This is a genomic window from Methylobacterium brachiatum, assembly GCF_900113845.1.
Lineage (GTDB): Bacteria > Pseudomonadota > Alphaproteobacteria > Rhizobiales > Beijerinckiaceae > Methylobacterium > Methylobacterium brachiatum.
The window spans coordinates 179816-193197 of the sequence record NZ_FOQW01000008.1; the positions used below are offsets into that span (position 1 = coordinate 179816).

The 13382-nt window shown below is 67.8% G+C and carries 14 protein-coding genes; 12 read left to right on the forward strand and 2 right to left on the reverse strand.

Annotated elements, in window-relative coordinates:
• Nucleotides 1-73 precede the first annotated feature (73 nt).
• The 11 genes from BMZ47_RS12370 to BMZ47_RS12420 all read left to right on the forward strand — a co-directional run bounded on the left by BMZ47_RS12370 (nt 74) and on the right by BMZ47_RS12420 (nt 10873).
• A complete protein-coding gene (locus BMZ47_RS12370; protein WP_091862486.1) occupies nt 74-1243 on the forward strand; it encodes a cysteine desulfurase family protein in 1170 nt (389 codons plus the stop codon).
• 69 nt (nt 1244-1312) lie between these two features.
• Nucleotides 1313-2782 carry a Fe-S cluster assembly protein SufB gene (gene sufB, locus BMZ47_RS12375; RefSeq protein WP_007566727.1) on the forward strand — a complete coding sequence of 490 codons (1470 nt, stop codon included), beginning with the start codon at nt 1313-1315 and terminating at the stop codon, nt 2780-2782.
• Nucleotides 2783-2976: 194 nt separating this feature from the next.
• Entirely contained in the window at nt 2977-3729 is a 753-nt protein-coding gene (sufC, locus tag BMZ47_RS12380; RefSeq protein WP_007566729.1) for a Fe-S cluster assembly ATPase SufC, read from the forward strand.
• A gap of 4 nt (nt 3730-3733) precedes the next feature.
• Nucleotides 3734-5056 (forward strand): SufB/SufD family protein, encoded by a 1323-nt coding sequence (locus BMZ47_RS12385; RefSeq protein ID WP_091862488.1) that lies wholly within the window; start codon nt 3734-3736, stop codon nt 5054-5056.
• A gap of 194 nt (nt 5057-5250) precedes the next feature.
• A complete protein-coding gene (locus BMZ47_RS12390) occupies nt 5251-6495 on the forward strand; it encodes a cysteine desulfurase (protein WP_091862491.1) in 1245 nt (414 codons plus the stop codon).
• Between the two features lie 92 nt (nt 6496-6587).
• Nucleotides 6588-6971: an SUF system Fe-S cluster assembly protein gene (locus BMZ47_RS12395; RefSeq protein ID WP_007566736.1), complete on the forward strand. Its 384-nt coding sequence runs from the start codon at nt 6588-6590 to the stop codon at nt 6969-6971.
• A 416-nt stretch (nt 6972-7387) separates the two neighbouring features.
• A complete protein-coding gene (locus BMZ47_RS12400) occupies nt 7388-7726 on the forward strand; it encodes a hypothetical protein (protein ID WP_091862493.1) in 339 nt (112 codons plus the stop codon).
• A gap of 313 nt (nt 7727-8039) precedes the next feature.
• Nucleotides 8040-8351, forward strand: coding sequence for a hypothetical protein (locus BMZ47_RS12405; RefSeq protein ID WP_091862495.1), 312 nt, complete (start codon nt 8040-8042; stop codon nt 8349-8351).
• Nucleotides 8352-8606: 255 nt separating this feature from the next.
• Complete coding sequence (locus tag BMZ47_RS12410; RefSeq protein WP_244536807.1) at nt 8607-8948, forward strand: hypothetical protein; 342 nt, start codon at nt 8607-8609, stop codon at nt 8946-8948.
• 204 nt (nt 8949-9152) lie between these two features.
• A complete protein-coding gene (locus BMZ47_RS12415; RefSeq protein ID WP_425285062.1) occupies nt 9153-10085 on the forward strand; it encodes an ABC transporter ATP-binding protein in 933 nt (310 codons plus the stop codon).
• Between the two features lie 26 nt (nt 10086-10111).
• Nucleotides 10112-10873, forward strand: a complete 762-nt coding sequence (locus BMZ47_RS12420) for an ABC transporter permease (RefSeq protein ID WP_039903772.1) — start codon at nt 10112-10114, stop codon at nt 10871-10873.
• A 2-nt stretch (nt 10874-10875) separates the two neighbouring features.
• Here the strand turns inward: BMZ47_RS12420 and BMZ47_RS12425 are convergent, their stop codons facing one another.
• Nucleotides 10876-11640, reverse strand: coding sequence for an alpha/beta fold hydrolase (locus BMZ47_RS12425; RefSeq protein ID WP_091862501.1), 765 nt, complete (start codon nt 11638-11640; stop codon nt 10876-10878).
• A gap of 125 nt (nt 11641-11765) precedes the next feature.
• Here BMZ47_RS12425 and BMZ47_RS12430 point away from each other — a divergent pair, with 125 nt between their 5' ends.
• A complete protein-coding gene (locus BMZ47_RS12430; RefSeq protein ID WP_091862504.1) occupies nt 11766-12611 on the forward strand; it encodes an FkbM family methyltransferase in 846 nt (281 codons plus the stop codon).
• Here BMZ47_RS12430 and sfsA read toward each other — a convergent pair.
• The gene (gene sfsA, locus BMZ47_RS12435; protein WP_091862508.1) at nt 12598-13311 is read right to left on the reverse strand and encodes a DNA/RNA nuclease SfsA; all 714 of its coding nucleotides are present in this window, start codon (nt 13309-13311) and stop codon (nt 12598-12600) included. The genes BMZ47_RS12430 and sfsA overlap by 14 nt on opposite strands.
• Nucleotides 13312-13382 lie beyond the last annotated feature (71 nt).

The window sequence follows — 13382 nt, forward strand, 5'->3', positions numbered from 1 at the left end:
CCTTAGCACGGCGGACCGGTGCGCGGGCAAGGAATTGTAACGCGCCGTACCCAGGGGACGACACGGAATCAGCATGAGCCGGGCCCGCGCCTATCTCGATCACAACGCGACTGCCCCGGTCCGCCCGGCCGTGGCGGAGGCGGTGGCGCGCGCGCTGATGCTGCCCGGGAACCCCTCGTCGATCCATCAGGAGGGCCGTGCCGCCCGCGCGGCCCTGGAATCCGCCCGCGGGCAGGTCGCCGCCCTGGTGGGTGCCAGCCCGGCGCAGGTGGTGTTCACCAGCGGCGGGACGGAGGCCGCGAATGCGGTCCTGTCCGGGGCGCTCGGGCGCCGTGGGCAGCCGAAGCCGACGCGCCTGCTGCATTCCGCGACGGAGCACCCTTGCGTGGCCGCCGGCCACCGTTTCCCCGAGGGCGCGGTCCAGCAACTGCCGGTCACCCCCGACGGCGTGATCGACCTCACTCTCCTCGAACGCCGGCTCGCCGCGCTGGCGGGCGAGAGTGTGCTGATCTCGGTCCATGCTGCCAACAACGAGACCGGGGCGGTCCAGCCCCTGGCCGACATCGTCGCCCTGGCGCGCGCGCACGGTTCAGCGCTGGTGCACAGCGATGCCGTGCAGGCTGTGGGCAAGATCGCCCTCGACATGGGCGCCCTCGGGCTCGATGCGCTCACCCTATCGGGCCACAAATTCGCGGCCCCGAAGGGCGTCGGCGCGATGATCCTCGCCGACGACGTGGCCCTGGACGACGCCTTCCTCCGCGGCGGCGGGCAGGAGCGCCGGCAGCGCTGCGGGACCGAGTGCCTGCCGGCCATCGTCGGCATGGGCGAGGCGGCGCGGCTCGCCGGCGAGGCGCTCGACCGGGAGGCCGCACGCCTCTCGGGCCTGCGCGACCGGATCGAGACCGGCCTCCTCGCCCAGGCGCCCGACGCGGTGGTATTCGCCGCCGGCGCCGTGCGCCTCCCCAACACGCTCAGCTTCGCGGTCCCGGGTCTCGATGCCCCCGCGGCGCTGATCGCCCTCGACCTCGCCGGCGTGGCGGTGTCGTCCGGCTCGGCCTGCTCCTCGGGCAAGGTCGCACGCTCGGCGACGCTGACGGCGATGGGCGTCGATCCCAAGCTTGCCGGGGGGGCGCTGCGCGTCAGCCTCGGCTGGAACACGGTGGACGAGGATGCGTCATGCTTTCTCGACGCCTTCGAACGGGTCTTGCAGCCCCTATATAAGCGGCGAGGGTGCGCGGCCTGAGCGGCCGCGTCCCACGCTTTCCGAAAGACGCTTCCCGGTCCTTGAAACCGGGCTTGCCAGGAGACGCTGATGCCTGCCGTGCAGGAAACAATCGACCGGGTCCGCTCGATCGACCTCGACCAGTACAAGTACGGGTTCGAGACCACCATCGAGATGGAGAAGTCCGCCAAGGGCATCTCCGAGGATGTCGTGCGCTTCATCTCGGCCAAGAAGAACGAGCCGGCTTGGCTGCTGGAATGGCGCCTCGACGCCTACCGCCGCTGGCTCACCATGAAGGAGCCGGACTGGGCGCGCGTCTCGTACGACAAGGTCGATTATAACGACATCTACTACTACGCCGCGCCCAAGCGCCCGGCGGCGATGTCGCTCGACGAGATCGATCCCGAGATCCTGAAGACCTACGAGAAGCTCGGCATCCCGCTGCGCGAGGTCGAGGTGCTGGAAGGCATCGCGCCGGAGCGCCGCGTCGCGGTCGACGCCGTGTTCGACTCGGTCTCGGTGGCAACCACCTTCAAGAAGGAGCTCTCGAAGGCCGGCGTGATCTTCATGCCGATCTCCGAGGCGGTTCAGGAATATCCCGAGCTGGTCCAGAAGTACCTGGGCACGGTGGTGCCCTCGACCGACAACTTTTTCGCGACGCTGAACTCGGCCGTCTTCTCCGACGGCTCGTTCGTCTACATCCCGCCGGGCGTGCGCTGCCCGATGGAGCTGTCGACCTATTTCCGCATCAACGAGCGCGACACCGGCCAGTTCGAGCGCACGCTGATCATCGCCGACAAGGGCTCCTACGTCTCGTATCTGGAGGGCTGCACCGCCCCGAAGCGCGACGACAATCAGCTCCATGCCGCGGTGGTCGAGCTGGTCGCCCTGGATGACGCCGAGATCAAGTACTCGACGGTCCAGAACTGGTACCCGGGCGACAACGAGGGCAAGGGCGGGATCTACAACTTCGTGACCAAGCGCGGCGATTGCCGTGGCGCCCGCTCGAAGATCTCCTGGACCCAGGTCGAGACCGGCTCGGCGATCACCTGGAAGTACCCGTCCTGCATCCTGCGCGGCGACGAATCCCGCGGCGAGTTCTACTCGATCGCGGTGTCGAACGGCATGCAGCAGGTCGATTCCGGCACCAAGATGATCCATCTCGGCAAGAACACCACCAGCCGGATCATCTCGAAGGGCATCTCCGCCGGGCGTTCGCAGAACACCTATCGGGGTCTCGTCTCGGCCCACAAGAAGGCCAAGAACGCCCGCAACTTCACCAATTGCGACTCGCTGCTCATCGGCGACCAGTGCGGGGCGCACACCGTGCCCTACATCGAGTCGAAGAACGCCTCGGCGGTGTTCGAGCACGAGGCGACCACCTCGAAGATCTCCGAGGACCAGAAGTTCTATTGCCTGCAGCGCGGCCTCTCCGAGGAGGAGGCGACTGCCCTCATCGTCAACGGCTTCGTCCGCGACGTGCTGCAGCAGCTGCCGATGGAGTTCGCCGTGGAGGCCCAGAAGCTGATCTCGATCAGCCTCGAAGGCTCGGTCGGCTAAGTCCAGAGCGGATCGGATACCCCAGGCGATCGCGGCACCCCCGCGATCGCCATCCGGATCGCGTGACGGCTCTCACGCGCGGCATCCGGAGCTGAAGGCCTTCGAAATGGCCGTCTCGGTGACGGCGATAAGGAACTGACGGCACGTGGTCGGCGCATGAACCCGGCTCGCCGTTCGATAGGACTTGAACTAACATGTTGGAAATCAAGAACCTCGTCGTGCAGATCGAGGACAACCGCATCCTGAACGGCCTGAACCTGACCGTGAACGACGGTGAGGTCGCGGCGATCATGGGGCCGAACGGGTCGGGCAAGTCGACCCTGTCCTACGTCATCGCCGGCAAGGAGGACTACGAGGTCCTCGACGGCGAGATCCTGCTCGACGGGCAGAACGTGCTGGAGATGGCCGCCGACGAGCGCGCCGCGGCCGGCATCTTCCTGGCCTTCCAGTATCCGCTGGAGATCCCCGGCGTCGGCACCATGACCTTCCTGAAGGCGTGCCTGAACGCGCAGCGCAAGGCGCGCGGCGAGGCGGAGATCTCGACCCCGGACTTCATCCGCAAGGTCAACGCCGCGGCGGACAAGCTCGAGATCAACAAGGAGATGCTCAAGCGCGCCCTCAATGTCGGCTTCTCCGGCGGCGAGAAGAAGCGCATGGAGATCCTCCAAATGGCGCTGCTCGAGCCGAAGTTCTGCGTGCTCGACGAGACGGATTCCGGCCTCGATATCGATGCCCTGCGCATCGTCTCCGAGGGCGTGAACGCGTTGCGCGCGCAGGGCCGCTCGTTCCTGGTGATCACCCACTACCAGCGTCTGCTCAACCACATCGTGCCCGACACCGTGCACGTCATGTCGAAGGGCCAGATCGTGAAGACCGGCGGAAAGGACCTGGCGCTCGAGCTCGAAGCGTCGGGCTATGCCGAGTACCGCACCAACGAGGCCGCGTAAGCCCATGGCCGACATCCAGAACCTGCGCACCAGCGCCGAGACCGGGCTGTCGAACCTGTTCGAAGCCGCGCGTAAGGGCTTCGCTTCGGAAGAGGCGATCGCCCGCGAGGAGGCGTTCCGCTTCTTCGAGGCCGCCGGCCTGCCGAGCCGGCGGGTCGAGGCGTTCAAGTACACCGACCTGCGCGCCGCCATGAAGGAGGCGGTCCCGCCGGCCGAGGCGCCGTCGCCCGAAGTCGCTCAGGCCGCCGTCGCGTCGGCCAAGGGGTTTGCCGGCCTCGATGCCGCGCGCCTGACCTTCGTGAACGGTCATCTGATCCGTCCGCTGTCGGACCTCGACGGCTTGCCGGCCGGCCTCACCGTCACGCCGCTCAACGACGCGATGGGCAAGGGCGATGCGCGCCTGCGTCTGCTGGCCCCGGTCGAGCAGGCGCGGGAGAACCCGGTCTTCCAGCTCAATACCGCCTTCCTGGCCGACGGCGTCCTGATCTCGGTCGCCCCCGGCACGAAGATCGAGCGGGCGCTGCATCTGCGCTTCGTCGGCACCGGGTCGGAGGGCTTCTCGACCGCCACCCGCGTGCTGGTCGATCTCGGTGCGGGTGCCGAGCTGACCCTGCTGGAAAGCCACGAGGGGCCGGACAACATCACCTACCAGCCGAACGATGCGCTCGACGTGCGCGTCGGCAAGCAGGCGGTGTTCCGTCACGCCCGGCTCAACCGTGAGGGCAAGGCCGCCATCGCGCTCTCGACGATCAGCGTACGTCTCGACGACGAGGCGCGCCTGGAGACCGTCAACCTGGTCACGGGTGCCGTCCTCTCGCGCCACCAGATCTTCATGCATGTCGCGGGCGAGAACGTGAACGCCGTCGTCAACGGCGCCGCGATGCTGGGCGACGGTCAGCTGGCGGACTCGACCCTGCTGGCCGATCATGCCGCCGTCGGCGGCGTCGGCCGGGAGATGTTCAAGACGGTGATCGACGGGGATGCCACCGGGGTGTTCCAGGGCAAGATCATCGTGCGCCAGGCGGCCCAGCAGACCGACGGCAAGATGAAGTCGGATTGCCTGCTCCTCAGCGACGAGGGGCAGATGATGAACAAGCCGGAGCTGGAGATCTTCGCCGACGACGTCGCCTGCGGCCATGGCGCCACCTGCGGCGCGCCGGACGAGGACCTGCTGTTCTACCTGATGGCCCGCGGCCTGCCCCGTGCGGTGGCCGAGAGCCTGCTGGTTCAGGCCTTCATCGGCGAGGCGGTCGAGTCGGTCTCGCACGAGGGTGCCCGCGCGGCGCTGATCGGCGAGATCGAGGCCTGGCTCGCCGCGCGCGCCTGACCCATCGGCCGATCTCGTCCCGAGGTCGGCCGGGAATGCGAACCCGAACCCCCTGAAGCCGGCAAGGCCGTCGCGTTGGGCGGTTTGTGGGTCGCCAAGAACTTCGGAGGCCTCTGCCGAGACCTCCGCTTCTCTCCGGCCCCTCGGATCGAGGTGGCCCATGGGACGGACTTAGGTCTCAGAAGGTCGCGACAATGAACGCACCCGTCCTCACCAAAGGCTACGACGTCGCGGCGGTCCGCAAGGACTTCCCGATCCTGTCGCAGACGGTCTACGGCAAGCCGCTGGTCTATCTCGATAACGCCGCCTCGGCGCAGAAGCCCCGGCAGGTGATCGACGCCATGGTCTCCTGCATGGAGACCGGCTACGCCAACGTCCATCGGGGCCTACACTTCATGGCGAACGCCGCCACGGAAGGGTTCGAGGGTGCCCGCGAGACCACGCGCCAGTTCCTCAACGCGGCCTCCACGGACGAGATCATCTTCACCCGCAACGCCACCGAGGCCTACAACCTCGTGGCCTCCAGCATGGGCTGGGCCGGGCTGATCGGCGAGGGTGACGAGATCATCCTGTCGATCATGGAGCATCACTCCAACATCGTGCCGTGGCACTTCCTGCGCGAGCGGCGCGGGGCTGTGATCAAGTGGGCGCCGGTCGACGAGGACGGCAACTTCCTGATCGACGAATACGAGAAGCTGTTCACGCCCCGCACCAAGATGGTGGCGATCACGCATATGTCGAACGTGCTGGGCACGGTGACGCCGGCCGAGGAGATCGTCCGCATCGCCCACGCCCACGGCGTGCCGGTTCTGCTCGACGGCGCACAGAGCGCCGTCCACCAGCCGGTCGACGTGCGCGCGCTGGACTGCGATTTCTTCATCTTCACCGGCCACAAGGTCTACGGCCCGACCGGCATCGGCGTCCTCTACGGCAAGAAGGAATGGCTGGAGCGGCTGCCCCCCTATCAGGGCGGCGGCGAGATGATCCGGACCGTCAGCCAGGATACGGTGACCTACAACGACCCGCCGCACCGGTTCGAGGCCGGGACCCCGGCGATCGTCGAGGCGGTGGGGCTCGGGGCGGCGCTCGAATACATGCTGGGATTGGGCCGGGAGAACATCGCCGCGCACGAGGCGATGCTGACTCGCTACGCCCACGAGCGGCTCGGTGCGATGAACGCTCTGCGGATCATCGGCACCGCCAAGGGCAAGGGCGGCGTCGTCAGCTTCGAGATGAAGGGGGCGCACGCCCACGACATCGCCACGGTGATCGACCGCCAGGGCGTGGCGGTGCGTGCCGGGACCCATTGCGCCATGCCGCTGCTCACGCGCTTCGGCGTGACATCCACCTGCCGGGCTTCGTTCGGCCTCTACACGACCACCGCCGAGATCGATGCCCTTGCCGAGGCGCTCGGCAAAGCCGAGATGATGTTCGCCTGATCGGCGCAATGTCCCGACCCTGATCGTGCGGGCGATGCGCGAGCTGCGATGAAACCGGTTCCGTCTGCGCGGGTCCGGGGGAGAAGGAAACCATGAGCACCGACGCCACAATCACCGGCGGCGCCAACGCCCCCGCGGTCGAAGCCGCCTCGGCGATCCCGCCGGCCGAGCTGGACCGGCTGACCGACGACATCGTCGCCGCCCTGAAATCCGTCTACGATCCGGAGATCCCGGCCGACATCTACGAGCTCGGCCTGATCTACAAGGTCGATATCGGCGACGACCGGAAGGTCGCGATCGACATGACGCTGACGGCACCGGGCTGTCCCGTCGCCGGCGAGATGCCGGGCTGGGTCGAGAACGCGGTCAGCGCCGTGCCGGGCGTGCAATCCTGCGCGGTGACCATGGTGTTCGATCCGCCGTGGGATCAGAGCCGGATGTCGGACGAGGCCCGCGTCGCCCTCGACATGTGGTAGGGCGCGTCAGGCTGCTTCACGCCATGGGCGCGAAGCAGTCGATCGCAGACCGCAGACACCCGTCGCACGGGCCTGCCAAGGCACGGTGGCCCATGCGTCGGCTAAACCGTCGGGATTTTGGGACGATACCGGCAAAACGCGACCGGTCCGGACGGACATGATTGCTATTCCCGTGATCGGACCCGCAGGGACTTCGGACGAGCGCGCTTCAAACACGCAGCATCCAGCGCTCCGGATGAAACGATAGATAAATCCATTACATCTCAGCTTGCTTCAAATCGGACATTCAGCGCCACCGCGCCGCCTTCGTGTATCAATCCAGGCGGGTTTTTAAGCGTTCGCTAACCACGATTGCCCACAGCAGCTCTCCGGCGGCCGGTATGCGCGGCGTCGCTTGATGCGAATGGTGGGGACGGATGGGTCCGGGTTACGTGGTCGCGGCACTCCTTGAAGGGGCCGGCCTCAGCGGTCTGGTGGTTGCCGCGTTCGTGTTGCGTACGGAGCGGATGGCACGCGTGGCCGAGTTGCGCACGGTGCTGCGAACCGGTCAGTCGGCGACCGCTGTCGTGAAGCCTGCCGTGCCACGGCGTTGGCGCATGGGCGCGCCGCGCATCGTCAGCGTACCGGTCGTCGTGCAGCCCCGCGGCGCCACGCGGCCGAGGGAATCCGCCGCCCGCTCGGCCCTGGGTCGCGCCTTCGTGCAGGCCGCACCTCTGCCCGCTTGCGGCATGGCCGCCTCGATCAGCGCAGGATGACGTCGAGGCCGCTGCCGAGCAGCGTGACGGCGCTGAGCAGCAGCATGAACTTCAGGTCTTCGAAACGGGCGCTCATGATCGATCCTGACCTCTAAGGGCGTGGGTTGCTGTCCGGGTGCTGAATTATCGTCCGATGAACGGCTTTTTCGCGAGTCGTTTCAGGAACTGTTAGGCATTGGTCCGCGCTTTCCATTCGGTAACGTTGATGACCGGTTAAGATCGCTGCGTCGTGCTGGATCCGTCTTAACTTCGGCTCGGCAGGGTCGCGGTGCGGGGCCGCACGGTCATGCAGCAACAGGAAGGGCGCAGGCCTATGACGCAGCCATCGGCCAGCCCCGTCCTGCGGGCGCGCGACTGGCTTTTCCGGGATCGGCGGACGGGCGCCATCACCGTGGCGCAGTGGCCCAACCTGCCGCTCTGGCTGTTTTTCGGCCTCATGCTCGCCGCCTGGCTCGCCCGCGGCGCCGAGCCCGCCGCCACGTGGCTGAGCCTTGCCGCCGACGTCGCGCTCGGCTGGTGGGCGATCGATGAGCTTGTCCGCGGCGTCAATCCGTGGCGGCGGCTGCTCGGTCTCGCCACGCTGATCGGTCTCGCGACCCTGATCGCCCTGCGGGGCGGCGGCTGACGCGGCTCTCGGCTGACCCGACCAGCCACCCGAGCGTGTTCCGCCTGACTGCTTCTCAGGGAGGGCTGGACCAATTGAGGCGACGAGCGATTATAGCTGCGTCGATCAACCATGCTTCAAAGACCAGTCTCTGGGTCAAAGAAATCAGATCTCACACGGCGATATAGGATGAGATTTGAAATTCAGAATGCGTTTCGTCCTCAGTAAACTACTGAGAAGCGTAACGGTGGATTGCAGCGGCGCCAAAAGTCATGAATGGTCGCGCCGGATTTCGACCCGAGTCGTGCCGGCCCCGTGGGTGCATGCTCCCACGCTCGGCTTCTTTGGGGGCTGGAAGGCAGGATGAGCGACGCAGTACGCTTCGGATCGGCCGATGCCGCACCTCGTTTCGAAGAGGAAGAGCGGCTTCTCGGCCGGATTGCCGGCATGCTCAACCTGCCCGTCGCGGTCTTTCGGCGCGGCCACGCCGCCTCTTCGCCGGACAAGGGTCCGACCGCGTCCGAATGCGCGACGATGCTGGCGGCCTTCACGCGCATCCGCGACCCGGATGCCCGCCGGGAATGCCTGGCGATGGTCGAGGGCCGCGCGGACGCGTAGCCGGGCGGGCCCTCCCGCTGTGCGCCGGCACACATCGGCCCGCTGAGAGCCGCGCCCGTCGCGTGCTATAGGGGCGCCCGCTTCCGAGAGCGGCCCGCCGATCGGCGGGTTGTGTGGACCGTCGCGATGTCCTCGGCAGCGGCATCCCTCAAGCCGGGACGATCGTCCCCGGCACACGATGCCCCGCGTTCGATTCAGGCCCTGATGCCGATTATCTCCATCTCGAAGCTGTCGAAGACCTACAAGTCGGGCTTCACCGCGCTGAGCAACATCGACCTCGCGATCGAGCGCGGCGAGATCTTCGCGTTGCTAGGCCCGAACGGGGCCGGCAAGTCGACGTTGATCAATATCGTCTGCGGTATCGTCACACCGAGTTCCGGGACGGTGATGGTTGATGGCCACGACATCGCCGCGGATTACCGCGCCGCGCGTCGGGCCATCGGCCTGGTGCCCCAGGAGCTGACCACCGACGCCTTCGAGACGGTGCTGAACACGGTGAGCTTCTCGCGCGGCCTGTTCGGGCTGCAGCCGGATCCGGGCCATATCGAGACGATTCTGCGAGCCCTGTCCCTCTGGGACAAGCGCGACAGCCGCCTCATGACCCTGTCCGGGGGGATGAAGCGCCGGGTGCTGATCGCCAAGGCGCTGTCGCACGAGCCTCGGGTGCTGTTCCTCGACGAGCCCACGGCCGGCGTCGACGTGGAGCTGCGCCAGGACATGTGGGGGCTGGTGCGCGATCTGCGCCAGCAGGGCGTCACGGTGATCCTGACGACCCATTACATCGAGGAAGCCGAGGAGATGGCCGACCGCATCGGCGTGATCCGGCGAGGCCAGATCATCCTGGTGGAGGAGAAGGCGGCGCTGATGCGCAAGCTCGGGCGCAAGCAGCTGACGCTTCAGCTCCAGGCACCGATCACCGAGGTTCCGCCGGAGCTGTCCGATTACGGGCTGGTGCTGGCCGGCGACGGCCGCGAGCTGGTCTACACCTACGACACGCGCGCCGAGCGGACCGGCATCACCGGGTTGCTCACCGGCCTGGCAGCCGCCGGCATCCGGTTCAACGACCTCCATACGGAACAGTCCTCCCTCGAGGACATCTTCGTCGGCCTCGTGCGCGAGGGCGAGGCGAGGGCATGACAACCGGCACGAGCGCGACGATGAACATGAACTGGCCGGCCGTCCGGGCGATCTACCGGTTCGAGATGGGCCGCTTCTGGCGTACCGCCGGGCAGAGCATCCTCGCCCCGGTGATCTCGACCACCCTGTATTTCGTGGTGTTCGGGGCCGCGATCGGCTCGCGGGTCTCGGCGGTGGACGACGTGCCCTACGGGCTGTTCATCGTGCCCGGGCTGATCATGCTCTCGTTGCTGACGCAGAGCATCTCGAACGCCTCGTTCGGCATCTACTTCCCGCGCTTCGCCGGCACGATCTACGAGATCCTGTCAGCCCCGATCTCACCCCTGGAGGTGGTGCTGGGATTCGTCGGCGCGGCGGCCTCGAAGTCGATCCTGATCGGCCTGATCATTCTGGCGACCTCGGCGCTGTTCGTGCCGTTGCGGATCGATCACCCGATCTGGATGATCGGCATCCTGCTGCTGACTGCGGTCACGTTCAGCCTGTTCGGCTTCGTCATCGGGCTCTGGGCGGACGGGTTCGAGAAGCTCCAGCTGGTGCCGCTCCTCGTCGTGACGCCGCTGACCTTCCTGGGCGGCAGCTTCTACGCGATCAACATGCTGCCGCCGTTCTGGCACGCGGTGAGCCTGGTCAACCCGGTCGTCTACCTGATCAGCGCCTTCCGCTGGGCGTTCTTCGGCAAGGCCGATGTCAGCATCGCGATCAGCCTCGGGATGACCGCGCTGTTCCTGGTGATCTGCCTCGGCCTCGTCACCTACATCTTCCGGACCGGCTACCGCCTGAAGAGCTGACGTCAGGGCTGCGCGGCGAGGAACGCCATGACGCCGTCCCGGTGCGGCTTGGCGCCGACCGCGGTGGAATGGTCCTTGCCCTCGATCTCCAGGGCGCGCGCGTCCGGGATCAGGGCAGCCAGCGCCGGGCCGGAGCCCGCGACCGTGTCGAGGGTGCCCACCGAGACCAGCACCGGCACCTCGATCTGCGCCAGTTCCGCCCGGCTCAGGGTCTGGCGCGAGCCGCGCATGCAGGCGGCGAGCGCCCGCAGGTCGCTGCGCGTTTGCTCGGCAAAAGTCCGGAACGCCGCGGCGGTCGGGTTCGGGGCGGGTGTGCCGGCGGGCGCTTCGAGGGCCTCGGCGATCCCGGACGGCAGGCCCTTACCCTCGACCAGATGCATGCCGAGGCCGCCGATCAGGGCGGAACGGACCCGGTCGGCATGGTCCAGGGCGACATGCGCGGTGATCCGGGCACCCATCGAGTAGCCCATCACGTGGGCGCGCTGGATCCCGAGATGGTCGAGCAGGCGCACCGCGTCCCCGGCCATGGCCTCGGAGCTGTAGGCCGCCGGATCGTACAGCTTCTCGCTCTCCCCGTGGCCGCGATTGTCCAACGCGATCGCCCGATAGCCGGCCTGGGTCAGCGCCCGCACCCACTGGGTATTGACCCAGTTGACCGCGTGGTTCGAGGCGAAACCGTGGATCAGCAGGACCGGCGTACCGGCCCCTTCCGCCGGAGGGACGTCGATATAGGCGATCCGCACGCCGTCCGAATCGAAGGAATCCATGCCGCGCAACCCGTGCCGTGTCGGTGCCTTGACGAGACCCGACGCTTAGACCACCCGGCCGCGCGGGGGCAACGCGGATCGGTCCGCTTGCGGGGGAGGGCGCCGGCTGGCACACCGCCCCGGTTATGACCGATACCAAGCCCTACGGCACCTACGAACCGGCCGGCCTCGTCGCGGCGATCACCCGGCGGACGAACCGGATCCCGGCCGAATCCTGGTACGGGCGGCGCCTCGCGCTGTTCCTGCGCCGGATCGCGATCTCCCGGCTGGGCGGAAAACCCCTCGACGTGACCCGATACGGGGCCCGGATGCGGCTGCACCCCTACAACAACAACTGCGAGAAGAAGGTGCTGTTCACGCCGCAATTCTTCGACCCGCAGGAGCGGGCCATGCTGCAGGCGCGCCTGCCGCAGGATTGCGTGTTCCTCGATATCGGCGCCAATATCGGCGCCTATGCCCTGTGCGTGGCGGCGTTCTCGGGACCGGCCGCCCGGATCGTCGCGGTCGAGCCGCAGCCCGACGTGTTCGCCCGCCTGACCTACAACATCGCCCAGAACCCGTTCCACACCGTCAAGGCGGTGGCCTGCGCGGTGGCCGACAAATCCGGCGAGTTGACCCTGTTCATCGACCCCCGCAACCGTGGGGAATCGAGCCTGCGGATCGTGGGCACCAACGAGGGCGCACGGATCACGGTGCCGGCCGTGACACTCATTGGATTGCTGCGGGCCGAGGGCCTGACCCGCGTCGACGCCATCAAGCTCGACGTGGAAGGCGCCGAGGACCTGATCCTCGAGCCGTTCCTCCGCGAGGCGCCGGAAGCGCTGCTCCCGCGCATCCTTCTGATCGAGAACGGCACCGGCCAGTGGCAGCTCGACCTGCCCCGGCACCTGGAAGGGTTCGGCTACCGCGAGATCTCGCGCTCCCGCCTGAACCTGATGTTCGAGCGCCGGGCGCCGGTCAGGGCGGGGTGATCACCGGGATCTCGTCGGTCAGGGCGACGCCCGCCGGGCTGACGGCGCAGCGATAGACGCGCACTTCCACGCCCGCCGCGCGTGCCTCCCGGAACGCCCGGTCGAAGGCCGGGTCGATGTCCCGGGCGACGTCGAACGCCTCCGCGTGCATCTGCACCACGATGACGACCAGGGCCCGGCCGCCGTCTGCGACCACCTGGGCGAGGTCGCGCATGTGCCGGGCGCTGCGGGCGGCGACGCAGTCCGGGAATTCCGCGAGGCCGGGGCGACGCATCATGTGGCAGTTCTTCACCTCGACGTGGCACGGCCCGGCCGCCGCGCCGCTCGCGAGGAAATCGACCCGGCTGGCCTGCGCGTAGCGGACCTCCGGCCGGAAGACGTCGTGGCCGGCGAGCGCACCGATCACGCCGGCGCGAAACGCCTCGGCCACGAGCGCGTTCGGGCGCAGGGTGTTGATGCCGACCCATTGCGGACCGCCTGGCAGGTCGGCTTCCACCAGCTCCCAGGTCAGAGGCAGCTTGCGGGTCGGGTTGGTCGAGCGCGACAGCAGCACCGGCCGGCCCGGCAGGTTGAGGCCGAGCATGGCGCCGGGATTGGGGCAATGGGCCGTGACGAGGCCGTCATCGGTCTCGATATCGGCCAGGAAGCGCTTGTAGCGCTGCACGAGCCGTCCCGGGATGAGCGGCGCGGCGAAGAGCATCGGATATCTCCGGGTTCGTGTGGTCCGGGCCGGCGGCCGCGCTATCTGCTGACCATCCGCCGTCGCCGGTG